Genomic DNA, 25,702 nt, shown 5'->3' on the forward strand with positions numbered 1-25,702 from the left:
TGTAAGTGCGGTAACGCATTCAGCTGACAGATACTAATAGGTCGAAGACTTATCCTGAGAGGTTCGAAAGATAAGCGGAAGAGATTGGAGAAAATGAAGTCGCAAGACTTTCTGTATGAAATTCTGAAGGTACATGAAATAAAAAGTATTGACATCAACCTGAATCTGTGTTAGGCTTGATGAGTACGCCGTGGTATACCAGGTGTTATTCCTCGATAGCTCAATGGTAGAGCACTCGGCTGTTAACCGAGGGGTTGTAGGTTCGAGCCCTACTCGGGGAGCTAATCTTATAAGGCCCCATGGTCAAGCGGTTAAGACATCGCCCTTTCACGGCGGTAACACGAGTTCGAATCTCGTTGGGGTCATTTAATTTAATATGCCGATGTGGCTCAATTGGCAGAGCAGCTGATTTGTAATCAGCAGGTTATCGGTTCGAGTCCGATCATCGGCTTTTTGCTGAAAAGCAAAAAATGGGTGGATTCCCGAGTGGCCAAAGGGGACAGACTGTAAATCTGCTGCGTAATGCTTCGGTGGTTCGAATCCACCTCCGCCCATTTCTTTTTATTTATATCGCGGGGTGGAGCAGTCTGGAAGCTCGTCGGGCTCATAACCCGAAGGTCATAGGTTCAAATCCTGTCCCCGCTACTATTATGTAATATGCCCAGATAGCTCAGTTGGTAGAGCAGAGGACTGAAAATCCTCGTGTCGCTGGTTCGATTCCAGCTTTGGGCACGACTTTGAAAAGCTGAAATCGTTATGATTTCAGCTTTTTCTTTTATCTGTAAAAAGATTGAAAGAAAATCAGATTCAGGTGTTGATAAATAAGGAGTGTGCAGTATGGAGTTTAATGTTGGTCAGGTAATTAAGATGAAGAAGCCGCATCCATGTGGTGCAAATGAATGGGAGATCCTTCGCGTTGGTATGGATTTTCGTTTAAAATGTAAAGGGTGTGATCATCAGGTGATGGTACCGAGAAAACTGGTTGAAAAGAATTTTAAAGGTTTTATAGAATAGCAAAAAAGTATTGAAATAATGCTGAAATAATAGAAAAAAATCCTTGCAACCCGGAAATTTTTATGATATTATTTTGTTCTGTGATGTGTTAATAATCATATATTTCCTTGCTCATATATCATATATGGGCCAGAGACCATAAGGAGGTGCAATTACATGAACAAGTATGAGTTAACTTTAGTAGTTAATGCAAAGATTGATGAGGATGCTAGAACAGCAGCAGTTGAGAAAGTAAAGGCTTACATCGAGAAAGCTAATGCAACTATCACTAATGTTGAAGACTGCGGACTTAAGAAGCTTGCTTATGAGATCCAGAAGATGGGCGAAGCTTACTATTACTTCATTCAGTTCGATGCAGAAGCTGATGTACCAGCACAGCTTGAAGCTAATGTTCGTATCATGGAGCCTGTTCTCAGATATCTTTGCGTTCGTTTAGACGCTGAGTAATAGGAGGAATTCCGTATGAATAAAGTAATTTTAATGGGTCGTTTAACAAGAGATCCAGAGATCAGATATTCTCAGGGGAATGATCAGATGGCAATTGCCAGATACACTCTCGCTGTAGATAGACGTTTTAACAGAAATGGTGATCAGACCGCAGATTTTATTAACTGTGTTGCTTTTGGCCGTTCAGCAGAATTTGCTGAAAAGTATCTGAAACAGGGTACAAAGATTGTGGCTACTGGAAGAATCCAGACAGGCAGTTATACCAATAAAGATGGAAACAAAGTATATACAACAGATGTTGTTATCGAAGATCAGGAATTTGCTGAGAGCAAAGGAAGTTCTTCATCAGATGGCGGAAGTTATCAGCCAGCTGGCAGACCTTCACCTGCAAATGCAAGCGCAGAAGGTTTTATGAGTATTCCGGAAGGTATAGAGGATGATTTACCATTCAAGTAAAGAAGGAGGTAAATACAATGGCTTATACAAAGACAGATAGAGCAGACGCTCCAATGAAGAGAAGAAATATTCGTAGAAGAAAGAAAGTATGTGTATTCTGTGCAGATAAGACTGCTGTTATCGATTATAAAGATGCAAACAAGTTAAAGAGATACATCTCTGAAAGAGGTAAGATTCTTCCTAGAAGAATTACCGGTAACTGTGCTAAGCATCAGAGAGCTTTAACTGTAGCAGTTAAGAGAGCAAGACAGATTGCAATTTTACCATACGTAGTAGATTAATCTATATTCATTGGTTACACCGTAAGGTGCATACAATCTGAAAAATGAAGGATGGTTGTGAAGTGATTCACAATCATCCTTTTTTACATTAAATAAGCAAGGCATAGATTTTGTATTTACACGAAAATCTATGCCTGACTCGTTTAACGAAATATTGACGTCTTGAACCATCCGGGATTTAATTTTGATTAAAGATATTATATAATATAGAAGATATAGTAATATTATTAGATAAAAAACAAATGAATAATCAGGAATATGAAAAAGAGAATAGCACAAAAAGAATGCAAGGAGACCTCTATGGCAGAGAAGATCGTACAGATAGATCATATTACAAAAAAATATAAGGAATGTACAGTATTGGATGATGTATCATTGTCTATACGGACAGGAGATGTCATTGGGCTGGTGGGCGGCAACGGAGCAGGTAAAACGACATTGATGAGGGCGATTGCAGGAAGCATTCCGGTTGATTCGGGAGAAATCATTTTTTCAGGAGAACGAAGAACTCAGGATGTAGGAACGCTGATTGAGAATCCGAATATATATACCGATATGTCAGGAATCGAGAATCTTCGATATTTCGGCAGATTATTTGGGGTAGAGGATGAAACGGTATATGAGAGCCTGTTGCAGCAGATGGGGCTTGCAGAAGCCGGAAAGAAATTGGTTGGCAGGTATTCACTTGGAATGAAACAGAGACTTGGCATAGCGGTTGCAATGCTCGGTGATCCGAGGCTTTTGATCTTAGATGAGCCATTAAATGGTTTGGATGTACAGGGGATGCAGGACCTGGAAGAACGTCTGTTGGCAATGCATGAGGATCGGTCAATCGGAATATTGATCAGCAGTCATGTGATCGGCGAATTGGTAAAACTTTGCAATCGGTATCTGGTTATGGATCATGGCAGAATCTGTATGGAATATACAAGGGAAGAACTGCTTCAACAGGCAGGCAGCGAGGAAACAGTTGAGAATTATATTATTACACGATTCCAGAAATCAATGTAAACAAATAGCATAAGTGTAGAAATAGAATATCAAATATTATAAAAAAATAACTATGGTAGATTCGGATAATAAAATAAATACAAAAGGTTTAAATGGCAGGAGATTTGAATAACAAGAGATTTGAATAACATGCTGTACAGAAAATAACAGCTAAGACGGAAAGGCAGGAAACAGATGATGAATCAGATCATTCGTGCAGAGAATTACAGAATCAGGAAGAATAAGACATTTCGTATTGCATGCATTGTGATCATTGGAATGGTATTGGTTGGATTTGCATTATTTTATGCTGCAACACATATTATATCCGGAGAACTGATGGAAGCAGCAGGTGGATACGATACGGATCTTGATGCATTTACAGATTTAAATCTGTTTGATTGTGCGGGAATTGCTGCTTCACTGATGCAGGTGCTTTCCATTTTATATGCGATTGTGATCACGATTATGATAGGGGCGGAGAAACGGAATGGGATCTATTCGCTGATGCTGGAACGCGGATATCAGGCATGTCAGATCTATATGGGTAAATTATATGAGACAACGGTGATAGCGGGCATCAGTTATCTTTTATATGTAGCAGTATCGTTGATTGCCGGGGCGATATTCTGGCATGGAACGATCGAACGCGAGGATGTGACAGGATTTATCCGAGTATTTCTTTTAATGCTTGTTATGTATGTAGTTTCTTCCTATATCTATATGGCAGTTGCGATGAATGTAAAAAATGCAGGAATGGCAGTTGCGGTGAATCTCATTATTGTACTTTTATTCTCAACAGTGATAACAGGTCTGGATCAGATTCTTGCTGATGGAGATGTGTTTCTCCGCAAGTACTGGCTCTTATCCGCAATCGAACAGTTTGCCTATATCGATCATACAGATACAACTGTGCGGGAAACTATAACAGGATTGATAGAAGCGGTCGGCTATGGCGGGCTTGCGGTGTTTATTGGCAATACTGTATTTACAAAGAAAAAAGATAAAAATAGAAAATGAACGCTGCCGGCTATGTGAAGATATTTGACCGATAAGCCTTATGATAAAGTGTGGTTTTCGTTGACAAAACAAAGGGATGCGTTTATGATTATTAAGAACTTTAATGTGGATGGAGTCTGTCCACAGGAAAGAATGCAACAGTGGAATACTTTTATATAACCAGACGCTGCATTATATCAACATTAAGTAATGAAAAGGAGTATATTATGGGTAAGTACACGAAAGCAGATATCTTAAGGATGGTAAAAGAAGATGATGTAGAGTTTATCAGACTTCAGTTTACAGATATTTTTGGAGACCTTAAGAATGTTGCTATAACTTCAAGTCAGATTGAAAAAGCACTGGATAACAAGATTATGTTTGATGGTTCTTCTATTGAAGGATTTGCAAGAATCGAGGAATCCGATATGTATCTCTATCCAGATTATGATACATATGAGACTTTCCCTTGGAGACCACAGCAGGGTAAGGTTGCCAGACTGATCTGTGATGTTTATAAGCCGGATGGCACTCCATTTGAAGGTGATCCAAGATATGTTCTGAAGAAGGCATTGAAGGAAGCTGCTGATATGGGTTACATGATGAACGTAGGTCCTGAATGTGAGTTCTTCTTGTTCCAGACAGATGAGAATGGATTACCAACAACGAATACTTACGAGCGTGCAAGCTATTTTGATCTTGGACCACTTGATTTCGGTGAGAATGCCAGAAGAGATATGGTACTGACACTGGAACAGATGGGATTTGAGATTGAAGCTTCCCACCATGAGGTTGCTCCTGCACAGCATGAGATAGATTTCAAGTATGGTGAGGCATTAAAGACTGCCGACAGCATCGAGACATTTAAGCTCGTTGTTAAGACAATTGCCAAGAAGCATGGTCTGTGTGCTACATTTATGCCAAAGCCAAAGTATGGCGTATGTGGTTCCGGTATGCATATGAATATGTCCTTGTCAAAGGATGGCAAAAATATATTTGCAGATGATAATGATAAGCTTGGTTTAAGCCAGGAAGCATATTACTTCATCGCAGGTATCATGGAACATATGAGAGAGATGTCAGCAATCACAAACCCATTAGTAAACTCTTATAAGAGACTGGTTCCTGGTTATGAAGCCCCAATTTATATTGCATGGTCAGCAAAAAACAGAAGCCCACTGGTTCGTATCCCAAGTGCAAGAGGAGCAGGAACAAGAGTAGAGCTTCGTTGCCCGGATCCAACAGCAAATCCATATCTGGCAATGGCTGTATGCTTAAAAGCCGGATTAGACGGAATCAAGAGACAGCTTCCGCTTGTACCAAGTGTTGACAGCAATATCTTTGAATTAACAAGAGAAGAAAAGAAAGCAAGACACATCGAGAGCCTTCCGGCAAACTTAAGAGAAGCTGTTTTATGTATGAGAGACAGTGACTTCATGAAGGAAGCACTTGGTGAGCATATCTTTACACGTTACACATCAGCAAAATTAGATGAGTGGAACGAATATACCAGACAGGTCACTGACTGGGAGATCAGCAATTACCTTTACAAAGTCTGATCAGAAGCCGGTATGTTTAAGTAAAACCGAAGAAGAACAAGGAGTAATACAGACACCCATTTTATGGGTGCCTGTGTTGCTATATTATAGAATCAATTTGTTCCATGAAAATATAAGGAACTGAAACTGGTCGGGTGAGAGGTTGCTGTTTTGGTAAATGTAATTGTACTATTTGCAAAAATAGAAGAAGCAAAGAGCATAAAAAATCTTTTGGTTCGACATGGAATCAATGTAACTCAGGTATGTACGACCGGAGCACAGGCGGCGCAGGCAGCAGATGCGTGTGATGATGGTCTTATTATATGCGGATACCAGTATCCGGATATGTTATTTTCGGAGCTGGCGGCAAATATACCGGATTATTTTGATATGCTTGTGATTGCATCTCGTGTGCATTACGAGGCGTGTAGAGAAAGTGGAATTACATGCCTGCCGATGCCACTTCGTACACAGGATTTTATCAATACTGTTTCACTGACGGTTGAAAATATTCTGTGGGAGCGTAAGAAACGCAAGACAAAACCAAAGGAACGTACAGAAGAAGAAAAAAAGGTAATTAAGGCTGCAAAACTGAAATTAATGGATGATAATGGATTTGATGAGCAGGGCGCTCATCGGTATCTGCAGAAAAAGAGCATGGATAATGGTATCAATATTGTTGAAATGGCATATATGATACTGGAACATACAGCACTGTTTTAAGGAGGCACGAATATGAAGTTTACAAAGATGGAAGGTCTTGGAAACGATTATGTGTACATAAATTGTTTTTCAGAGAAGGTAGAAAATCCTGAGAAACTGGCGATTGCCATGAGTGACCGGCATTTTGGTGTTGGAAGTGATGGAGTGATCCTGATTAAGCCATCCGATAAAGCAGATTTTACAATGGATATGTATAATGCAGACGGTTCCAGATCTGAGATGTGTGGAAACGGTATCCGTTGTGTAGGAAAGTATGTATATGACTATGGACTTACAGATAAGACGTCGGTATCTGTAGAGACACTTGCCGGAATCAAATATCTGGATTTTGTGATAAAGGACGGCAAGGTTGATATGGTAACAGTTGACATGGGTGCGCCGATCCTCAAGGCAGATCAGGTGCCTGTGCGTTCAGATAAAGAGCAGGTGATTGATGAGAAGATCACAGTAGCGGGTGTGGATTATCATATGACCTGTGTATCCATGGGAAATCCACATGCAGTTATGTTCGTAGACGATACAGAACATTTCCCGTTGAAGGAAGCTGGTCCGTTATTCGAGCATCATGAAGTATTTCCGAACCGTGTGAATGCGGAGTTTGTTCAGGTGATCGACCGTCATACCGTAAAGATGCGTGTATGGGAGAGAGGAACCGGAGAGACATTGGCATGCGGAACCGGAGCATGTGCAACAGCCGTTGCATGTGTATTAAATGGAAAGACAGATGATGAGGTAACCGTAAAATTATTAGGCGGCGATCTGATCATCCGCTTTGATAGAGAGAACAATAAAGTATACATGACAGGTCCTGCCAGGGTAGTTTTTGACGGCGAGACTGACAGATTTTAGGAGGAAATGACATGTTTAAGGCAAATGAGAATTATCTGAAGCTTCCGGGAAGTTATTTATTTTCAACAGTAGCAAAGAAACAGAGAGAGTACAGTGCGGCACATCCTGATAAGAAGATCATCCGTCTGAGCATTGGAGATGTAACACAGCCGCTTGCTCCTGCTATTATTGAGAGACTTCATTCGGCTGTAGATGAGATGGCGGTAGCAGAGACATTTAAGGGTTATGCACCGGATCTTGGATATGAATTCTTAAGAAATACCATCGTAAAGAATGACTATATTGACCATGGAGTTGATATTTCTGCTGATGAGATCTTTGTAAGTGATGGTGCAAAGAGTGATTCTGCAAATATTCAGGAGATTTTTGCACCGGAAAGCAAGATTGCTGTATGTGATCCTGTTTATCCTGTTTATGTAGATTCAAATGTAATGGCAGGCAGAACCGGAACTTATGATAAAGAGACCGGACTCTGGAGCGATGTGATCTATATGCCTTGTCTGGAGGAGAATGGATTTGCACCGGAATTCCCGAAGGAGGAGCCGGACATTATCTATCTGTGTTTCCCAAATAATCCGACAGGAGCAACCATCAGCAAAGCACAGCTTCAGGAATGGGTTGACTACGCAAATAAGATCGGAGCTGTGATCATTTATGATGCAGCATACGAAGCATATATCAGCGAAGACGATGTACCACATTCCATCTACGAGTGTGAAGGTGCAAGAACCTGTGCGATCGAGCTTCGAAGCTTTTCGAAGAATGCAGGATTTACCGGAACTCGTCTTGGATTTACAGTTGTGCCAAAGGATCTGAAGGATGCAAATGGTGTTGCACTTCATGGTTTATGGGCAAGAAGACATGGAACCAAGTTCAATGGTGCTCCATATATTGTTCAGGCAGCAGGAGAAGCTGTATATTCAGAAGAAGGTAAGGCACAGACAAAGGCACAGATCGCATATTATATGAATAATGCCAAGGTGATCTATGATGGATTAAAGGCAGCAGGCTATTCTGTATCCGGTGGCGTGAATGCACCATATATCTGGTTAAAGACACCGGATAAGATGACTTCATGGGAGTTCTTTGATTATCTGCTTGCAAATGCAAATGTCGTAGGTACACCGGGATCAGGCTTTGGACCGAGCGGTGAAGGGTATTTCAGACTGACAGCATTTGGTACATATGAGAATACAGTAGAAGCGATCGAGAGAATTAAAGCGTTATAATAGCGGGGTGCAATTAACTATATAATTGTGGAGGTAGCAAGATGAAAGATAATGGGCTGTTAGTGCAGTATTTTAATGCAAATACACCTGCTGATCAGACATTATGGGCAAAAGCAGCAAAAGATGCAGTGACATTGAAGAAAATCGGTGCAACAGCAGTATGGTTTCCGCCTGCAACTAAAGGGGCAGCGGGAAAAGAAGATATGGGTTATGCGCCATATGATCTGTATGATCTGGGGGAATTTAACCAGAAAGGGTCGGTTGGAACCAGATATGGTACAAAGAAAGAATATCTGGAAGCAATTGACGCGATGAAGGCACAGGGAATCAATGTATATGCAGATATTGCAGTCAGACAGAAGTTAGGTGCAGATTCTGTGGAGAAGGTTACGGCAGCGGATTTTAATGCCAAGGATATTCCACAGATGATCGGTAATAAAAAGATAGTAGGAGCCTTGTCGAAGTTCACCTTCGCGGGCAGAAGAAGTAAGTATTCTAAGTTCAAATGGAATTGGAATCATTTTGCCGGAATTGACTGGCAACAGGATGATTTTAAGAAACGTGTCTGCGAGCTGTCAGGTATGACAGAGGAAGAAGCGGAGAAGAAATATAAACTCAGCAAGTATGATTACATCATTGGCAGTGAACTTGATCTGTATAATCAGGAAGTATATGATGAATTAATGACATGGGCAAAGTGGTATGAGGATGTGACCGGAGTGGACGGATTCCGTTTTCAGGAAGCAGAGAAGGTTCCGGGATGGTTCATCAGAGACTTTGCAGAAGCTGCTTCGAATGCCGGAGAAGAAGAAAAAGAGATCTTTACGGTAGGAGACTTCTGGCACTGGAGATGTGACTATATCAATGATTACATTGCGTCTGCGGACAATCAGCCATCTATGTTTGATGTGCCGCTGCATTTCAGTTTCCATGATGCATCAGTTGCAGAAGGAGAATATGATCTGAGCCGGTTACTGGATGGTTCCATGATGATGAGCAATCCTGCAAAGGCAGTTACATTTGTAGAGAATCATGAATCACAGCCGGGCGGTGTGCTGGAATCTGCTGTAGCAGAGTGGTTTAAACCACTGGCATATGCGATTATCTTATTAAGAGAACAGGGATATCCTTGTATGTTCATGGGTGATTATGAAGGCATTCCTGCGGCTAAGATCAAGTCCAGAAAGACGGTTATGAACAAGCTGTTAAAGCTTCGTAAGAAATATGCATACGGAACACAGCATGACTACTTTGATCATCCGGATGTTGTCGGCTTCACCAGAGAAGGAGATGCAGAGCATGAGAATTCCGGTCTGGCAGTTATTATGTCAGATGGGACCGGCGGAACAAAGCGTATGTATGTCGGCAGACAGTTCGCAGGCTGCCATTTCGCAGATGTAATGGGAAATGCAAAGTATGATATCCGTATCGATGAAGAAGGCTGTGGCGAATTCTATGTAAACCGTCAGGGACTTGCGGTCTGGATCAAAAAAGATTGCAAATTATAAGAAATTGAGTTATCATATTAATACTTTAGATTGTAAAAGTGCATGAAAGTCTGAGGATGATCCGGATTTTCACAGCATAAGAGTGGCAAAGGAGTATGAGTTATGGGAAAGACAGTGCATACAGAAGCAGTCCGTGATCTGTTTGAAGCAATACTGACATTGGAGACAGAGGAGGAATGTTTTAATTTCTTTGAAGATGTTTGTACGGTAAATGAATTGTTGTCCATAGCCCAGAGATTTGCGGTTGCGAAGATGTTAAAAGAGGATAATACTTATCTGGAAGTTGCCGAGAAGACCGGCGCATCGACAGCAACGATCAGCAGAGTAAACAGATCTCTTAATTATGGTAAAGATGGTTATGAACTTGTATTCAGCAGAATGAATCTGGATAAAGAGAAGAAAGATTCGGAATAACAACATATAAAACAGGAAATCCTCCGGGAATGGATCAAGACAATCCGTTCCCGGAGGATTTTGTTTGTCCTACGACCAACCTATGTCTGCGCAGGCACTACGGCAAACAGGAGTACTGTGCAAATGACTCGTTTCGATTTCTATAAACTGCATATATCTGATTCGCAAATATTCCTGTGCTAACTCGCCTGACGGCTCAAACAAGCACCCATATTTGCTGATATATGCAATTTATTACGAAATCTTCGCTTGATGTCATTTGGCACAGTACTCCTGTTTGCCGTAGTGCCTGCGCAGACATAAAATTGATCGGACAGACATTGGTCTGCCCGACCATGCGGGAAGAAAATCCCATATATATTTGGTATTAGGAAGCGGAGCAGGATTTAAAGGGTATTTATAAAGCGCATGAATGCTTCTCTGCCTTCTGTGGTATTTTTGTATACACCGGAGCATTCCAGAACTTTTGAGAATACCTTGCCGATCTCGTTCTGGATGATTCCATGGATATTTTCCTGAGTAATGTCATAAGCTCCGATCCATTCATCTACCCAATCTGCATGTTTTTCGATGGTTTCATTTGCGCGGATGTCCTTGTGGTTTAATATTGCATCCTCAAGCTCTGCCATTTCGCCTTTTAATCTTGCAGGAAGAACAGCCAGACCCATAACCTCGATCAGACCGATGTTTTCTTTTTTAATATGATGATACTGGCTATGTGGATGGTAGAGTCCCATCGGACATTCTTCGGTTGTGATATTGTTACGAAGTACCAGATCCAGTTCAAACAGATCTCCATGCATTCTTGCGATAGGAGTAATTGTGTTATGTGGAGTATCATCTGTGTAAGCGTAGATATAAGCAGCTTCGTCCGTATAATTTCTCCATGCTGTCAGGATGTGATCTGCTGCATCTGCGATACGTGCAGGATCGGAACCCTGAAGACGGATAACAGACATAGGCCATTTGACGATACCGGCTGTCAGGTCTTCGTAACCAGGTAAGGTAAAGTTTGATTCATATGGAGCCTTTGCCATTGCAAATGTATAGCCGCCACCCTGAAAATGGTCATGGCTTAAAATGGAACCGCCAACGATCGGAAGATCGGCATTGGATCCGGCTGTATAGTGAGGAAACAGTCGGACAAAATCAAGCAGCTTCACGAATGCGGCATGGTCGATCTTCATTGGAGTATGGTTAGCATTAAAGATGATACAGTGCTCGTTATAGTATACATAAGGGGAGTACTGTAAAAAATATGCCTGTCCATCTAAGGTGATAGGCATGATTCTGTGATTCTGCCTTGCAGGATGTGAGAAATGTCCGGCATAGCCTTCGTTTTCACGGCAGAGCAGACAGGCTGGATAACCGGATTTCTTTGCCTTTCCGGCTTTTGCGATATCTCTTGGATCCTTCTCCGGCTTGGACAGATTGATCGTAATATCGATCGGACCGTATTCCGTTTCCGTAACCCATTTTTCATCCTTTGCGATACGGTCTTCACGAATATAGTTTGTAGCCTTGCTGAAAGCATAATAATAATCCGTTGCTTCCTTTGGGGATACAGCATATTTATCAGCAAATATTTTCCGTACAACGGATGGAGCAGGAGTGAGCATACCCATGATCTTTGTATCGAAAAGATCACGGTTTGTGATCGTGTCATCCTCCATCAGTTTATGCCGGTATGCATAATCTAACATATCGTTTAGGATATCAACGAGCGGACGGGATGGGATCTCGGCCGGTTCGGTGTATTCCTGAATGTCGAATAACTCTAACAGACGGTTTGTAACATATATTTCGTCTGCGGGATCTACGAGTCCTTTATTTAAACCATAAGTAACTAATTCTTTGATATATGTTTCTATCATAATCGTAACCTCCCATAAAATTTGTTATTATATCGTGAGCATAGCTCACTCAATGCATTCCGCAAAATCAGCATCCTTGCGAGCAAATAATTTTGCGTTCATTATATCATGTGCTTCGCACATTCTATGCATTCCGCAAAATCAGCCCTCTTGCAAGCAAGTGATTTTGCGTTCATTATATCGTGAGCTTAGCTCACTCAATGCATTCCGCAAAATCAGCCCCTTGCAAGCAAGTAATTTTGCGTTCATTATATCATGTCGTCTGTTTTACAGTACCTGCATACCGCCGTATTTGCGGATCTTCAGTACATGACAGGAGCCTTCGCCAAATACATGATCCATAGCCTGACGATAAGTTTCAACAGTGTCATTTTCTACAAATGCCTGAATGGTTCCGGCAAAACCACCGCCGTGAACACGGCTTACTCCGTGGCTTCCAAGTGTGATATCACTGACAGCCAGAGCAACAGATACATTCTGAGCCTGAATGTCTTTATTTGTATATACGTTCTGCAAATATTTGAAAGAAGAATCGCCGGATGCTTTAACAGCCGCGAGAAATGCCGGCATATCACCTTTTTTCAGGGAAGCAGCCTGAATTTCTACCCGTTTTACTTCTTCAAAATAGTGAAGGGCACGAAGCAGGTAACGGTCGCCGAGTTTGGTGCGGATATCAGTCATGTGGTCGATGATATCCTGTTCACTTAATTCGTTTAATACCGGTTTGCCAAGCATCTCCGCAACGGCACACATCTCGGCAGGAACTGCAGCATAGTCAGCAGTCAGATCTACATGGGAGCCCTTTGTATCAGTGATACAGAGACTGTAACCGCTCTTTGCCATATCAAAGTCGATCTTTTCAACAATAGGATCGGCCGGATCTGCAAAGTCGATATGTACAAGATTTCCGACGGAAGATGCCATCTGATCCATCAGACCGCAAGGCTTTCCGAAGTATACATTTTCTGCATACTGGCCGATGATCGCAATCTCGATTGCAGATACGGAACCATTATTATAAAGTCCCGACAGGATGGTTCCGATGATTGTTTCGAATGCTGCAGAAGATGAAAGACCGGCACCGATCAGTACATCACTGGTGATATATGCTTTGAAGCCGCCAACAGCGTGTCCGCGTTCCTTTAATCCGGCAGCAACACCCTTGATCAGAGCCATTGTTGTTTCTTTTTCACTTTCTACAAGAGAGAGGTCGGATGCGTCGATTGTAATGAGATCATATCCGTCTGAGATAACCTGGATCTTATCATCGGAAGTCTTTGCAACGATGGCAATCGCATCCAGATTGATAGATGCGGCAAGTACCTGACCGTGCTGATGATCAGTATGATTTCCACCTACTTCACTTCTGCCCGGAGCGGAGAAGATAGATACCTCTGTGTCTCCGAAATCTTTGATGAATTCCTGAAGAGCGGCGATATATCTGCCATTCTGATAAGCGAGCAGATGCTCATCGACATAGATATCGGTTAATAATTCATTGTACTGTTCTGATTCAAAGTCTTTTATTAGTTCAGATGCATGTTTCATATGTTTATCCTCCTGATCATACATGATAATTGATGTGCTTATATCTGTACGGTGCGTAAATGTGTGTTTACTTGTACAGATGTGTCTGTTTTTCTAAGTCTGTTTGTTCTTTATAGTGACAGGATAACATATGTTTAGTAAAATGTCAACAATACTTTAGTAAAGATTTACTGAAAAAGTAATTGAAAAATAAAAAAAAATCTGTTACACTAGGTTGGTAAAAATATAGTAAATTTATCCAATAAATATGGAGTAAAGAGGTATATTATGACGACAATCAAGGATATTGCGAGATGGGCAAATGTGTCACCGGCTACAGTTTCAAGAATTTTGAACGATGATCCGACATTAAATGTTTTACCGGAGACAAAGGAAAGAGTCCTTCGGGCAGCGAAAGAATTGCATTATACAAAGAAAAAGTCAGCCAGATTAAAGAAATCATTCCAGCTTGGGCTTGTGCTTTGGTTCTCTGCAGAAGATGAGATGAAAGATAGCTATTATCTGTCCGCAAGAAAGGGAATCGAGGATTTCTGTATCAGCCAGTCGATTGAACTGGTTCGGGTATTTCGGAATGACAGCAACTATCTGGACATGCTGCGTGGTTGTGATGGAATTATCTGCCTGGGTAAGTTTGCGCAGGAGGAAGTAAAATCATTTATAGAGATATGCAGTAATATTGTATTTCTGGATATGAAGGTGGAGCATTATAATATTACTTCCCTAACGATGGACTTTAAACAGGCAGTAAGGGATGTGCTTGATTATCTGTACCATCTGGGACATCGCAAGATTGGATTTATGGGTGGTAAAGAGTATGTGGGAAATCATGAGCTTCTGGTTGATCCAAGACTGGAAGAATACATTGCATATATGAAAGAAAAGGATCTTCCATACGAGAAATATCTGTATGAGGGAAACTTCAATACATTCTCCGGTTATGAGATGGGAAAAGTGATAGCAGGATCTGACGAACGTCCAAGTGCAATCTTTGCAGCCAGTGATGCACTTGCGGTAGGAGCATTAAAGGCATTCAAGGAAGCGGATATGGAAGTGCCGGAGGATATTTCACTTGTTGGCTTTAATAATACAGAGCTTAGTGAGTATACAGTTCCTGCACTTACAACGGTAAATGCTCCGGCATATGATATGGGACAGCATGGAGCAAACCTGATCTACGCTGCATCAAACCTTAGTATCCGTACTCCGTTAAAGGCTGAGATCCCATGTAATCTCATCGTCAGGGAATCCTGTATGGAATACACAGAAAAATAAAATTTAAAAAATGATTGATAAATTGCGCAAAAGTTGCTTGTTTAAATACAAGAGTTGCGCAAAACATTGCGCTACACTAAGAGAGAACAAGTGAATACAATGGATGATATGTCACAACTACAGAGAGCAGTTGAAAATCATAAGATTGATGGATTGATTCTTGGACGGACACTGATCCGGGATGATAGAATCAAATATTTAAAACAGACGGATCTTCCATTTGTAGCGATTGGAAGCACGGAAGAACCGAATGTTGCGCAGATCGATAACGATCATATCGCAGCCTGCCGGGAATTAACCTCCATTCTCATTATGAAGGGAATGAAGAAATTTGCATTGATTGGTGGGGACAGCAATCATGTAGTCAACCGGACAAGGCGAGAAGGCTTTGAACAAGGTATTACCGGTGCCGGACTTATGATAGAAGATATGAAAGTATATATGGATTGCGTTGATAGATCAAATGTCGAGATGACAGTAGAAGACAGTATGCGCCACATGGTCGACTGTATTGTCTGCATGGATGATGGTATCTGTAAATGGGTGCTGGACAAGCTTAGAAAAGAAGGCATATCTGTTCCGGAACAGATATGCCTTCTTTTTATAACAGCGCCCTGCTTGAAAATAACCGCCCGGCGATCACATCATTACAGTATGACCCAAAAGAACTTGGTAAAACAGCCGGAGAGACACTATTTCGGATGATCGAAGGTGAAGATATCGCAGACCGGATTTTATTAGGATATGAAGTGACACTGAAAGGATCTACGCAATAGATCAGGCATATAGAATGTATGCAAACCGTTGAAACCTTGAGGTTTTAACGTGAACATAAAATATCCCCCCTCCTTTAAAGAGAGCCTTATTAAGCTGATGATAAGGCTCTCTTTTGTGTTGGGTTAGAATGATATAAGTCTGGCTTCCTGTCTGATTATATAAACGCATGACTCATTTTGTTTCTATTCGATACACTCACCTATTTATCAGCAGTCGCCCAAACTCACCCTGTGGGTTCAGACATGGGCTTGGTGCTGATGGTTAGAGTGCATCTCATTACGAAACTGCATGAATGTCATTGCTTTTTATATAATCAGACAGGTAGCCGGGCTTATATTAGTTAAGTATTTCTCAGAAAGAGAGACTTATTTGCTACTTGCGCAAACTGTTGCACCATATTTTGGAAAAACTATTAAAAACACGCAACTATCTGTTTGAATAGATAGATGTATTTGTAATATAGCACATAAAAATAGGTTAAAAAACTGATCAAAATGTATCAACATGCTATGATTCACAGATAGCAAGATATGAAGCAAGAGACCTTGGACCATCTAACATCGAAGCATCAAATTCAGATGTAGTACAGGCAGATCCGGCTATCGCAGCACTTGCAGCACAGGCAGCATATGCTACACCACAGCGTGTTGGTAACAATTACTGGGATCCTGCAAAGACACTTGGACAGATGCAACAGAGCCTTTTTTCATTCATTTTAGTTATAAAGAAATACAGCAAGCGTGGCTTGCTGTATTTCTTTATAGTACAATCTGAAAATTTTATTTTATCTTTTTATTAGTTGACTTGAAGCTGACGGATGTATCGTTTGCTTTTGTCTTTCCGGCTGTGGCGGCTTTCTCTGCAGCTTTTGCTTTCTCTGTGTTTTTTATTTTTTGTTCATTTTTCTTTAATGTCTGTTCCTGAACGGAATGCATGTCATCAATCAGGTGCTCGATGCACTTCTTCTTAACATAGACATCAACGGACAACATAGAGACCATACACATATCGTGAAGATAAGCGTCTGTTTCCGGATCATACATATCGGATGCCTTATCATAGGTGGATAAGATGCTTTTGATTATGTCATTATAGTTATCGATCTCGTAATTGAATAATTTGCGGTAGACCTCTTCGATGTTGACCGGTGATTCACCGCTATAGCAGTCGTTGTTATTCATCGGGGCAAGAAGTGTCTGAATATCAGTGATACTTACAAAGTTCTTGAGGTAGTAAATATACAACAGCATGATCAGATGATCCTTGGAGTAACGCTTCTTGTCGGGTGGCGGGAGAAGGTTGTTTTTCGTATAATTATTGATCATGGTCTTTGTCATGGTCTTGTCATCGTCACTTCGTTTATTAGCGTTCAGCTTATCCTCCATAAAGGTTGTTAACTGATCCATATACAGATCGATCTCAGGTATATCATCCGGATCGATGTAACTCAGAGAAGTTGCAATCTGTAATAATTTTTTTCTGCGAGTAATATTTTTATTCATTAGAATCTCTCCCAAACATAACCAAATCTGTATGAATTCTATAGGAAAGTCCTGCTTTCATGTAAACGATATGAAATACAGGACTTTATAACCTTAGTATTCTATTATATAGGAATAAAAATCACAACACAAGCATTTTGACAGAATTTTTAAAATTAAAAACTCAAACTGAACAGACGTATGTGTGTCTATGTTATGATGCTCTTTTTAGATGGCAGTTTTTAAGAACAGATTGGATTATTCGTTGTTGCTATCAATATCAGTATTCGGCTTTGGTAGAATTTCGAGCAGAACTCGTGAAACACGATTTTTATCTAATTTTGTTACCTTGCAGGATATCACACCATCAGATGCTGTATCTCCAACGGATGGAAGGTGATCTAATAACTGGATGATATAACCACCGATAGAATCATAATCTTCAGATTCGATATCCAGATCCAGCGCATCGTTCAGGTCGTCTAATTTGATTCCGCCATCAATGCTGTAATGTGTATCATCTATTTTCACAATATTATTATGCTCTGCATCATCGTATTCATCCTTGATATCACCGATTATTTCTTCGATCAAGTCCTCCATAGAGATCAGACCAACACAGACGCCATATTCATCCAGCACGATACCGATGGAATTTGAACTGGATTTCATGTTTGCCAAAAGATCATTTGTTTTTTGAAATTCATAAACATAGAATGGTTCGCGGACGATGTTTGTTACGTCAAAATTGTTGATGTCATGGGTTGCTTTATAAAAGAACAGATCTTTTACATGCAGGATGCCGATGACATTATCACGAGAATCCTTATAAACAGGAAGTCTGGTGTAAGGAACCTCCATATACTGCTTCAGCAGTTCATCATAAGTAGCGGTAACAGGAACCATGGTCACATCGGTACGGGGAATCATAATATCACGAACACGGGAATCTCCGAAGTCCACTACGTTTGTGATCATTTCCTTTTCCTTGTTCTCGATGACACCTTCTTCCTCACTGACGTTTACCATGGTGATCAGTTCATCTTCGGTAATGGATTTGGCACTTTCGTTTGTATCCATATGTAAGATCCAGAAAATAACATGAGAGATCTTGTTTATGATGAATACAAATGGGGTAAAGATATATACCAGAAACTGTACGACGTCCACATAAAGTATTGACATTTTAACACTGTTATTTTGGGCAAGCGTTTTCGGTGTGATCTCACCAAATAACAGGATCAAAAGGGTGAGGATTCCGGTTGCGATTCCGACTGCCTTGCTTCCGAATAAATTAGTGGTAAGTGTTGTTGCAAGAGCGGAAGCTGAAATATTCACGATGTTATTACCTATTAATATTGTGCTGATCAGTTTGTCGCTGTTAGAGATCAGTTTAAGAACTCGGGCAGCACGTTTGTTCCCGCTATCAGCCATTGAACGCAGGGTGAATTTATTGACGGTTGTAAGAGCTGTTTCGGCAGAAGAAAAGAATGCCGATAACAGGATTAATAGAATAATTGTAATTAACTGGATAATTGTACTGGGGTGCAAAAAAAATCATCTCCTAAAAATATTTTTGCTTTTGATTGTACAGAATAGAGAAAAACTTGTCAAGAACAGAACGACTAAGAAATGGTGATTTTATATAAACATTAGACTATCCGGTAGTGTTCGGAATAAATGAAGGAGAAGATGCAGATACTAATGCATGTAGATGATAATAGACAGTTATGCAGATATCATTGCCTGATGTTGTTGGTGCATGACCGGATCTATGAAATCTGCGATAAAGACTGACAAATGTCAAGGAGGTAAGAACGATGAGAAGTTCAACAGAAACCTATCATGAGGTAGCAGAACGTTGCAGTGCTTATGAAAAGACATGCCATTGCAACAGCATGACCAACAAAGCGGATGGTGAAAAGAGCTGCTTAAACTGTTCCCATTTCAGCAAGGACAAACATTGCAAATTAGATCTTTATGATCCGATTGTAAAGAATCTGAAATAACAGGAAAACAAAACAGAAGGGTTCACCCCTGACCGGTCAGCCGGAAAAGACTTGCCAAATTAGCCTTTTCCGGCTTTTTTCAGGCGCATACGTTCTTTTCATAATTGACACATATTCAACTAGTTGATATACTTTTAGATTAGAAAAATGGAAAGGTATGTGTATCGATGATAAGTGCAAATAACGTAACATTAAGATTTGGAAAGAAAGCTTTATTTGAAGATGTAAATATTAAATTTGTACCGGGTAACTGCTACGGACTGATCGGAGCAAACGGAGCCGGTAAATCAACCTTTTTGAAGATCCTTTCAGGAGAGATCGAACCATCAAAGGGTGATGTCACAATGGATGAGGGGGAGCGTCTGTCTGTATTACAGCAGGATCACTACAAGTTCGATGAATACACAGTACTCGATACTGTTATCATGGGAAACAAGCGCCTGTATGAGATCATGAAAGAAAAAGATGCGATCTATGCAAAAGAAGATTTTACAGATGAAGATGGTATCCGTGCTTCCGAACTCGAGGGCGAATTTGCTGATATGAACGGATGGGAAGCAGAATCCGATGCGGAGACTTTGCTAAATGGCCTTGGTGTGGATACAGAATATCATTATATGATGATGAAAGATCTGGATGGTGGACTGAAGGTTAAGGCACTGCTTGCGCAGGCGTTATTTGGCAATCCTGACGTTCTTCTTCTCGATGAGCCTACGAACCATCTGGATATGGATGCGATCGCATGGTTGGAGGAATTCCTGATCAACTTTGAGAATACCGTTATCGTGGTATCCCATGACCGTTATTTCTTGAATAAGGTATGTACTCAGATCGCCGATATCGATTATGCAAAGATCCAGTTATATGCCGGTAACTATGATTTCTGGTATGAGTCCAGTCAGTTGATGATCAAGCAGATGAAAGAAGCAAATAAGAAGAAGGAAGAGAAGATCAAGGAATTACAGGAATTCATTCAGAGATTCTCGGCAAATGCTTCCAAGTCCAAACAGGCAACCTCCAGAAAGAGAGCACTGGAAAAGATCGAACTGGATGATATCAAGCCATCCAGCCGTAAATACCCATATATTGATTTCCGCCCAAAGAGAGAGATCGGAAATGAAGTATTGACTGTATCTCATATTTCAAAGACAGTAGAAGGCGAGAAACTGTTAGATGATGTATCGTTTACAGTAGGACATGATGACAAGATTGCATTTGTCGGACCAAATACAAAGGCAACAACAATGCTGTTCAAGATCCTTGCGGGAGAAGAAAAACCGGATGAAGGAAGCTTCAAGTGGGGCGTTACAACTTCACAGGGTTATTTTCCGAAGGACAACACAAAGGAATTCGATAATGACCTGATCATCGTAGACTGGCTGACGCAGTATTCGGAAGAAAAGGATGCAACTTATGTACGAGGCTTCCTTGGAAGAATGCTATTTGCCGGCGATGATGGCGTTAAGAAGGTAAAGGTTCTGTCTGGTGGAGAAAAGGTTCGTTGTATGTTATCCAAGTTGATGATCATGGCTCCGAACTGCCTGATCTTAGATGAACCTACAAACCATCTGGATATGGAATCTATTACGGCATTGAATAACGGATTGATCAAGTTCCCGGGTGTTATTCTGTTCTCATCACAGGATCATCAGTTTGTACAGACGACAGCAAACCGTATTATCGAGCTTACCAATACAGGCCTGATCGATAAGCAGACAACATATGATGAATATCTGGCAAATGATGAGCTTGCAAGAAAGCGCCAGATCATGAACATGGATGTTGACGGAGAAGATTAAGAATTAAGAATAGAAGTAAAAATGACAGACTGGGGATGTTTCATATGAAGATGAGATTAGAAAAGCCTGAGATTGCAAAACGGGCAGGCGAAGAAGGAAAGATTTATTCGTTTGGCAAGGAAATATGGCGGTTTATTCTGGTATTCCTGATCGGAAGCTTTATTGCAGGTTTGATCCCTGCGATATATGAAATGTACCTGTTCCTGTCGGATGTGGAAATGTTCGACCAACTGCAGCGGCTGTTTTTAAATGACGATTCATCATTTTCAGATATGATGGAATTGGCAACCAATATGACAGACGAAATGTATATACTTACATTATTCTGTACACTGATTCTGATTATTTCTGTTCTGGTCTATTGTAATAAGATAGAAAAGCGTTCCTATTATTCCATGGGAATTGTTAAGAAAGATGGAGCAAAGCATTATGTACAGGGCTTGCTTGTTGGCGCGGTATCCTTCTCTCTTTGCGTACTTGCAGGTGCTGCTCTTGGATTTGTAGATATTAAGGGATGGAATCAGAACTGCAATCTGCTGATCGTGCTTTTATATTTTATCGGATTTCTGGTACAGGGCTTCAGTGAGGAGATTGCATTCCGCGGATATTTTATGATAAGTCTGATGAAACGAAGCTCGGCAGTAAAAGCTGTTCTTGTGAATTCACTGGCATTTGCATTCTGCCATATGCTAAATCCCGGACTTACAGTTCTTGCTTTCTTCAATCTGATGTTGATCGGAATATTCCTGTCACTCTATGTGATAAAAACAAATGATATCTGGGGTGCGGCAGGCTACCACAGTATGTGGAATTTTGTGCAGGGAACCTTCTATGGAATCTCTGTCAGCGGAACCAATGTAGGAAGTGCTGTTCTTTCCTCTGAGATCAAACCGGGAAATATATTCCTGACGGGCGGTAAATTCGGCATGGAGGGCAGCATAGTGGCAACTGTCGTGATGGCAGTAGTCTTAGTTCTCGGAATGCTTTACTATAATAGAAAAGAAACAAAACAGAATATAACTGGATAGAAGAAGATTACACAGGGCTGTCTCCGGAGTGGATCCGTTATATGAATATACCCACTATAACATGACGTTTGCGAGGATTTCGTCGCAAGCAACACATTGCCAGTAAATACGGGTGCTTGTCTGAGCCGAAGGCGAGTTAGCACAGAAGTATTTACGAATCAGGCATGTGTTGCGAGCAGAAGCCGCAGCAAGTCATTTATAGTGGGTATATTTATATTTGGATCACTTCAGAGACAGCCTTGTGTGATCTTCTTCTATATAGGTATTATTTATAGCTCCAATCCGAGGTCGAAGATGAAGTTGCAGATCTGCTTGACACGCTTCTGGTTGTCTTCGGATACGCCGGGGAAACAGATGTAGACATCATCGTAGCCCGGATTCAACTTCTTTGCAAAGTCGGTATCACTGATGTTGATCGCGTATGGAGCACTCTTTCCTGTGTAAGCAGGAGAAGTTGTGATCTGATCATTATAATCAGCGGTGAAAATATCATACAGATCGGAAGGCAATGCTTCACCCAGTGTATGAATGATCGAACTTTCACTTAGGTATTCCAATCCGCGTTTATTTGTAATGATAATATCGTAGTAGTTTTCATCACATAGAGTAGGAAATGCAATGTAGTTTCCGCTTTCGGCATCTTTGGATACTTCATTGGTGCTGGTGCTTGGATCATACTTCAGATCCAGAACCTTCTGAAACTGATAATTGTCATCAAAACCATAGTAGTTCCAATAATCAGTTTCTATGACAGAGGAATCAAGTGCTTCCAGATCTTCGCAGTTTACAACTGCATAGGAGAGTGCAATCGGTTTGTTGCCACGGAAGAATGCAACTACGATCAGACTGATTGCGATGATCACGATCAGCGGCAACAGGATCTCCATCTTATATGCATATAAAAAGTATTGTAACTTTTGCACAAAGGTCATTCCTTCGGTAGTTTCCTTTAATCGTTTTCTTTTTGCTGCCCGGCGCTCTTTACGGGACATCGTTGCAAATTCCAGTTTGTCCTCAATCTTAAGATCTTCCTTTGGTGGAACCTTGCGGGGATCTTTGAACTCGTGCGGCTGATCCTGTTTGTTTTCAATATTCTGTGCTTTTGCCGGTTCCTTCTTTTCGACGGCAGTCTGAGTATTGACAGTTTCCTGTTTGGTTTCGATATTTTGTGCCTTAGCCGGTTTTGCTGTTTGTACAGCAGTCTGTTTTTTTACCTGCGCCTGAGAATTTGCGGCGACATTGTTGCTTTTCTTCTTTTTCTTTTTACTGTTGCCCATATTGTTTCCTTTTCTTCTTATATAATAATGATAAGTATAACACAGATGGAAATGGATAAAAAGGAGCAGGTATGGTAAAGAGTATGAAAAAAGAATGAAAATATAAGAAATGAAATATAAAGAATATGTATTTAGCAGATCATAAAGATGAGTACCTGATAAAAACAGAATTGGCGATGTGTGTTGTGGTAAAAACGTATACATTTTAACAAATACGCATTGACTATTGTGTACAGACAGAGTTATATAGAAAGAGAAATGCAACAATGTGAAAAATGAGACAAAGGAAAAGAAAAAGTTTAAATTGTATGTCAATTGAGCTAAAATTGTAGAAATAGTATAAATACCCCATGTCGCAAATTGGTAAATTTTTTTTAACGAAAATTTAAAAATGTACAAAAAAGATAAAAAAGAATAAAAAAGGACTTGCCAAATTAGATAATATGTCCTATAATAAGCCTATGTTGACAAGGAAATTTGTCAATAATATCTTAAGAAAGCCACATACATAATCATGTTTGACATATTGTGTAAATGATAAGTTAATCAGATCATGTATAAAAGTGGCAGGCATTCCAGTAAATAATACAGATGCAGATGTCAATCCGCAGAAGTATGAATGAAAGGAATAGCACACATATTTTAAAAGGAGGGTTTTTTTGTGAGAAAAATCAAAAAAGCATTGGCTCTTTCATTAGCACTTGCTATGGGATTATCACTTGTTGCATGTGGTGACAAGGATGATTCAACAACAGAGTCAAAATCATCAGAAGCAACATCAGAGGCAGCATCATCAGAGGATGCATCATCAGAAGAAGCATCATCAGAGGACGCTTCAGGAGCAGCTAAGATTGAAGCTCCTAGCACAGATGGATGGGATGACAGCAAGAAGATCTACGCTTATTCATGGGATGAAGATTTCTCAAAGAAGCTGAACATCGTTCTTGACAAGTTCCCAGAGTACAAGGATTACGTTGAGTTCGTAACACTTGGTCTTGGTGGAACATCAGATGACTACAAGACAGCTATTGATACAGCTCTTACAAGCGGAGACAAGTATCCTACACTTATCCCAGCTGATAACGATGTAGCTAAGTACTGGTCAGAGGATGATTCAAAGACGGCTAATCTGTATGACTTAGGTTTCACAGATGAGATGCTTGCTAACTCATACGACTTCGCTAAGCAGTATGGTACAACAAACGGCGAGCTTAAGTGTGTAACATGGCAGGCAACAGCAGGTTCTGTATACTACAGAAGAGACATCGCTAAGGAAGTTCTTGGAACAGATGATCCTGCAAAGGTTCAGGAAGCACTTGCTTCATGGGATAAGTTCTTCGAGACAGCTGAGACATTAAAGGCTGCTGGATACAAGATCGTGTCTGGTGCTCCTGATGTTAAGTATGCTATCTGGGATACTCAGTCACAGCCTTGGGTAACAGATGATGGTTCAAAGGAAACTCTTACACTTGACAAGTCAGTTACAGAGTATCTTGAGACAGCTAAGAAGATTTACGATGGTGAATATTCAAACAACACATCTATGTGGGATAATTCATGGGCATCAGATATGAAGGATGATTCTAAGGTATTCTGCTACTTCGGATGTCCTTGGTTCATTGGTTCAATGCAGGGTAATGGTGCTACAGATGGTAAGTGGGGAGCTGTTACAGGCCCTACATCTTATCACTGGGGCGGTACATATGTATGTGTAGGTAAGGATACAAATAACCCTGAGTTAGCTGCATTCCTTCTTTACGAATTAACATGTGATCCAGACGTAGGTGTTGAAATCACAAACAAGACAGGTGACTGTGTAAACAACAAAGAAGCTAATGCTAGACTTATCGCTGGCGAACTTAGCGTTGACAATGCAGCAGCTAAATTCCTTGGTGGTCAGAATCCTATCGAAGTATGGGCAGCATCAGCAGAAGGTATTAACCTCAGCAACTTAACATACCAGGATGCTTCAATCAAGGCATTTATTGATGAAGCTTCTACAGCATACAATTCAGGAACATACAAATCAGTTGATGAAGCTGTTAAGTATATCCAGGATAAGTGTGCATCAGAATTAGGTATTTCAGCTGAATAATCCCTAAAAACTGATTAAGTAACACAATTTGCACGCATCAGTAATGAAAGTTGCTGGTGCGTGTGTACTATAAACAATTAATTTTTAGGGGGTG

23 protein-coding genes and 6 tRNA genes are annotated in these 25,702 nt (G+C 40.6%); 24 read left to right on the top strand and 5 right to left on the bottom strand.

Annotation, left to right across the window (positions count from 1 at the left end):
- Positions 1-209 precede the first annotated feature (209 nt).
- The 18 genes from GT641_RS00010 (at position 210) to GT641_RS00095 (ending at position 10,448) form a co-directional block, all read left to right on the top strand.
- Positions 210-281 (top strand) — tRNA-Asn (locus GT641_RS00010).
- A 12-nt stretch (positions 282-293) separates the two neighbouring features.
- Positions 294-365 (top strand) — tRNA-Glu (locus tag GT641_RS00015).
- 13 nt (positions 366-378) lie between these two features.
- Positions 379-451: transfer RNA gene (locus tag GT641_RS00020), tRNA-Thr, on the top strand.
- Between the two features lie 21 nt (positions 452-472).
- Positions 473-554: transfer RNA gene (locus GT641_RS00025), tRNA-Tyr, on the top strand.
- 17 nt (positions 555-571) lie between these two features.
- Positions 572-645: transfer RNA gene (locus GT641_RS00030), tRNA-Met, on the top strand.
- Between the two features lie 14 nt (positions 646-659).
- Positions 660-732 (top strand) — tRNA-Phe (locus GT641_RS00035).
- Between the two features lie 105 nt (positions 733-837).
- Positions 838-1,014 (top strand): DUF951 domain-containing protein, encoded by a 177-nt coding sequence (locus GT641_RS00040; protein WP_021943524.1) that lies wholly within the window; start codon positions 838-840, stop codon positions 1,012-1,014.
- Between the two features lie 156 nt (positions 1,015-1,170).
- Complete coding sequence (gene rpsF, locus GT641_RS00045; protein WP_008401218.1) at positions 1,171-1,461, top strand: 30S ribosomal protein S6; 291 nt, start codon at positions 1,171-1,173, stop codon at positions 1,459-1,461.
- Between the two features lie 15 nt (positions 1,462-1,476).
- On the top strand, positions 1,477-1,917 hold the full coding sequence (locus GT641_RS00050) for a single-stranded DNA-binding protein (RefSeq protein ID WP_008401219.1): 441 nt from the start codon (positions 1,477-1,479) through the stop codon (positions 1,915-1,917).
- 17 nt (positions 1,918-1,934) lie between these two features.
- Positions 1,935-2,198: a 30S ribosomal protein S18 gene (gene rpsR, locus GT641_RS00055; protein ID WP_008401221.1), complete on the top strand. Its 264-nt coding sequence runs from the start codon at positions 1,935-1,937 to the stop codon at positions 2,196-2,198.
- Between the two features lie 300 nt (positions 2,199-2,498).
- Positions 2,499-3,209: an ABC transporter ATP-binding protein gene (locus GT641_RS00060; RefSeq protein ID WP_161116520.1), complete on the top strand. Its 711-nt coding sequence runs from the start codon at positions 2,499-2,501 to the stop codon at positions 3,207-3,209.
- A 174-nt stretch (positions 3,210-3,383) separates the two neighbouring features.
- Positions 3,384-4,208 (top strand): ABC transporter permease, encoded by an 825-nt coding sequence (locus GT641_RS00065; RefSeq protein WP_161116521.1) that lies wholly within the window; start codon positions 3,384-3,386, stop codon positions 4,206-4,208.
- A 206-nt stretch (positions 4,209-4,414) separates the two neighbouring features.
- Positions 4,415-5,746 carry a type I glutamate--ammonia ligase gene (gene glnA, locus GT641_RS00070; RefSeq protein ID WP_161116522.1) on the top strand — a complete coding sequence of 444 codons (1,332 nt, stop codon included), beginning with the start codon at positions 4,415-4,417 and terminating at the stop codon, positions 5,744-5,746.
- A gap of 150 nt (positions 5,747-5,896) precedes the next feature.
- On the top strand, positions 5,897-6,448 hold the full coding sequence (locus GT641_RS00075) for an ANTAR domain-containing protein (RefSeq protein ID WP_119962896.1): 552 nt from the start codon (positions 5,897-5,899) through the stop codon (positions 6,446-6,448).
- A 12-nt stretch (positions 6,449-6,460) separates the two neighbouring features.
- Positions 6,461-7,297, top strand: coding sequence for a diaminopimelate epimerase (gene dapF, locus GT641_RS00080; RefSeq protein ID WP_161116523.1), 837 nt, complete (start codon positions 6,461-6,463; stop codon positions 7,295-7,297).
- Positions 7,298-7,308: 11 nt separating this feature from the next.
- Positions 7,309-8,526 (top strand): LL-diaminopimelate aminotransferase, encoded by a 1,218-nt coding sequence (locus GT641_RS00085; protein ID WP_008401227.1) that lies wholly within the window; start codon positions 7,309-7,311, stop codon positions 8,524-8,526.
- Positions 8,527-8,567: 41 nt separating this feature from the next.
- The gene (locus GT641_RS00090; protein WP_008401228.1) at positions 8,568-10,034 is read left to right on the top strand and encodes an alpha-amylase; all 1,467 of its coding nucleotides are present in this window, start codon (positions 8,568-8,570) and stop codon (positions 10,032-10,034) included.
- 102 nt (positions 10,035-10,136) lie between these two features.
- The gene (locus GT641_RS00095) at positions 10,137-10,448 is read left to right on the top strand and encodes a YerC/YecD family TrpR-related protein (RefSeq protein WP_008401229.1); all 312 of its coding nucleotides are present in this window, start codon (positions 10,137-10,139) and stop codon (positions 10,446-10,448) included.
- Between the two features lie 386 nt (positions 10,449-10,834).
- On the opposite strand, the gene galT is transcribed toward GT641_RS00095, so the two are convergent.
- Positions 10,835-12,322, bottom strand: a complete 1,488-nt coding sequence (gene galT, locus GT641_RS00100) for a UDP-glucose--hexose-1-phosphate uridylyltransferase (RefSeq protein ID WP_161116524.1) — start codon at positions 12,320-12,322, stop codon at positions 10,835-10,837.
- A gap of 267 nt (positions 12,323-12,589) precedes the next feature.
- Positions 12,590-13,870: a galactokinase family protein gene (locus GT641_RS00105; protein WP_161116525.1), complete on the bottom strand. Its 1,281-nt coding sequence runs from the start codon at positions 13,868-13,870 to the stop codon at positions 12,590-12,592.
- Between the two features lie 267 nt (positions 13,871-14,137).
- On the opposite strand from GT641_RS00105, the gene GT641_RS00110 reads away from it, so the two are divergent.
- Both GT641_RS00110 and GT641_RS00115 read left to right on the top strand, forming a co-directional pair.
- The gene (locus GT641_RS00110; protein ID WP_008401233.1) at positions 14,138-15,142 is read left to right on the top strand and encodes a LacI family DNA-binding transcriptional regulator; all 1,005 of its coding nucleotides are present in this window, start codon (positions 14,138-14,140) and stop codon (positions 15,140-15,142) included.
- Between the two features lie 99 nt (positions 15,143-15,241).
- Positions 15,242-15,847, top strand: a complete 606-nt coding sequence (locus tag GT641_RS00115; protein ID WP_243143663.1) for a substrate-binding domain-containing protein — start codon at positions 15,242-15,244, stop codon at positions 15,845-15,847.
- A gap of 851 nt (positions 15,848-16,698) precedes the next feature.
- Here GT641_RS00115 and GT641_RS00125 read toward each other — a convergent pair.
- Both GT641_RS00125 and GT641_RS00130 read right to left on the bottom strand, forming a co-directional pair.
- The gene (locus tag GT641_RS00125; protein ID WP_161116527.1) at positions 16,699-17,421 is read right to left on the bottom strand and encodes a DUF1836 domain-containing protein; all 723 of its coding nucleotides are present in this window, start codon (positions 17,419-17,421) and stop codon (positions 16,699-16,701) included.
- A 237-nt stretch (positions 17,422-17,658) separates the two neighbouring features.
- On the bottom strand, positions 17,659-18,951 hold the full coding sequence (locus GT641_RS00130; protein ID WP_119962905.1) for a hemolysin family protein: 1,293 nt from the start codon (positions 18,949-18,951) through the stop codon (positions 17,659-17,661).
- A gap of 269 nt (positions 18,952-19,220) precedes the next feature.
- Here GT641_RS00130 and GT641_RS00135 point away from each other — a divergent pair, with 269 nt between their 5' ends.
- The 3 genes from GT641_RS00135 (at position 19,221) to GT641_RS00145 (ending at position 22,236) form a co-directional block, all read left to right on the top strand.
- Complete coding sequence (locus GT641_RS00135) at positions 19,221-19,409, top strand: hypothetical protein (protein ID WP_008401239.1); 189 nt, start codon at positions 19,221-19,223, stop codon at positions 19,407-19,409.
- A 167-nt stretch (positions 19,410-19,576) separates the two neighbouring features.
- Positions 19,577-21,208: an ATP-binding cassette domain-containing protein gene (locus GT641_RS00140; protein ID WP_008401240.1), complete on the top strand. Its 1,632-nt coding sequence runs from the start codon at positions 19,577-19,579 to the stop codon at positions 21,206-21,208.
- 44 nt (positions 21,209-21,252) lie between these two features.
- Positions 21,253-22,236, top strand: a complete 984-nt coding sequence (locus GT641_RS00145; RefSeq protein ID WP_161116528.1) for a CPBP family intramembrane glutamic endopeptidase — start codon at positions 21,253-21,255, stop codon at positions 22,234-22,236.
- Positions 22,237-22,505: 269 nt separating this feature from the next.
- Here the strand turns inward: GT641_RS00145 and GT641_RS00150 are convergent, their stop codons facing one another.
- Entirely contained in the window at positions 22,506-23,513 is a 1,008-nt protein-coding gene (locus GT641_RS00150) for a hypothetical protein (RefSeq protein WP_008401243.1), read from the bottom strand.
- A gap of 661 nt (positions 23,514-24,174) precedes the next feature.
- Between GT641_RS00150 and GT641_RS00155 the strand changes: the two genes are divergently transcribed.
- Positions 24,175-25,608 carry an ABC transporter substrate-binding protein gene (locus tag GT641_RS00155; RefSeq protein ID WP_161116529.1) on the top strand — a complete coding sequence of 478 codons (1,434 nt, stop codon included), beginning with the start codon at positions 24,175-24,177 and terminating at the stop codon, positions 25,606-25,608.
- Positions 25,609-25,702: the final 94 nt, after the last annotated feature.

Source organism: Clostridium sp. BIOML-A1 (assembly GCF_009874105.1).
Taxonomy (GTDB): domain Bacteria; phylum Bacillota; class Clostridia; order Lachnospirales; family Lachnospiraceae; genus Coprococcus.

What these genes read in the sequence shown, in the direction of transcription:
- GT641_RS00085 (WP_008401227.1), top strand. Translation starts at nt 7,309, where the DNA reads ATGTTTAAGGCAAATGAGAATTATCTGAAGCTTCCGGGAAGTTATTTA.
- GT641_RS00065 (WP_161116521.1), top strand. Translation starts at nt 3,384, where the DNA reads ATGATGAATCAGATCATTCGTGCAGAGAATTACAGAATCAGGAAGAAT.
- GT641_RS00115 (WP_243143663.1), top strand. Translation starts at nt 15,242, where the DNA reads ATGGATGATATGTCACAACTACAGAGAGCAGTTGAAAATCATAAGATT.
- rpsR (WP_008401221.1), top strand. Translation starts at nt 1,935, where the DNA reads ATGGCTTATACAAAGACAGATAGAGCAGACGCTCCAATGAAGAGAAGA.
- GT641_RS00050 (WP_008401219.1), top strand. Translation starts at nt 1,477, where the DNA reads ATGAATAAAGTAATTTTAATGGGTCGTTTAACAAGAGATCCAGAGATC.
- GT641_RS00110 (WP_008401233.1), top strand. Translation starts at nt 14,138, where the DNA reads ATGACGACAATCAAGGATATTGCGAGATGGGCAAATGTGTCACCGGCT.
- GT641_RS00145 (WP_161116528.1), top strand. Translation starts at nt 21,253, where the DNA reads ATGAAGATGAGATTAGAAAAGCCTGAGATTGCAAAACGGGCAGGCGAA.
- GT641_RS00090 (WP_008401228.1), top strand. Translation starts at nt 8,568, where the DNA reads ATGAAAGATAATGGGCTGTTAGTGCAGTATTTTAATGCAAATACACCT.
- GT641_RS00060 (WP_161116520.1), top strand. Translation starts at nt 2,499, where the DNA reads ATGGCAGAGAAGATCGTACAGATAGATCATATTACAAAAAAATATAAG.
- rpsF (WP_008401218.1), top strand. Translation starts at nt 1,171, where the DNA reads ATGAACAAGTATGAGTTAACTTTAGTAGTTAATGCAAAGATTGATGAG.
- dapF (WP_161116523.1), top strand. Translation starts at nt 6,461, where the DNA reads ATGAAGTTTACAAAGATGGAAGGTCTTGGAAACGATTATGTGTACATA.
- GT641_RS00095 (WP_008401229.1), top strand. Translation starts at nt 10,137, where the DNA reads ATGGGAAAGACAGTGCATACAGAAGCAGTCCGTGATCTGTTTGAAGCA.
- GT641_RS00105 (WP_161116525.1), bottom strand. Translation starts at nt 13,870, where the DNA reads ATGAAACATGCATCTGAACTAATAAAAGACTTTGAATCAGAACAGTAC.
- GT641_RS00150 (WP_008401243.1), bottom strand. Translation starts at nt 23,513, where the DNA reads ATGGGCAACAGTAAAAAGAAAAAGAAGAAAAGCAACAATGTCGCCGCA.
- GT641_RS00040 (WP_021943524.1), top strand. Translation starts at nt 838, where the DNA reads ATGGAGTTTAATGTTGGTCAGGTAATTAAGATGAAGAAGCCGCATCCA.
- galT (WP_161116524.1), bottom strand. Translation starts at nt 12,322, where the DNA reads ATGATAGAAACATATATCAAAGAATTAGTTACTTATGGTTTAAATAAA.
- glnA (WP_161116522.1), top strand. Translation starts at nt 4,415, where the DNA reads ATGGGTAAGTACACGAAAGCAGATATCTTAAGGATGGTAAAAGAAGAT.
- GT641_RS00125 (WP_161116527.1), bottom strand. Translation starts at nt 17,421, where the DNA reads ATGAATAAAAATATTACTCGCAGAAAAAAATTATTACAGATTGCAACT.
- GT641_RS00135 (WP_008401239.1), top strand. Translation starts at nt 19,221, where the DNA reads ATGAGAAGTTCAACAGAAACCTATCATGAGGTAGCAGAACGTTGCAGT.
- GT641_RS00140 (WP_008401240.1), top strand. Translation starts at nt 19,577, where the DNA reads ATGATAAGTGCAAATAACGTAACATTAAGATTTGGAAAGAAAGCTTTA.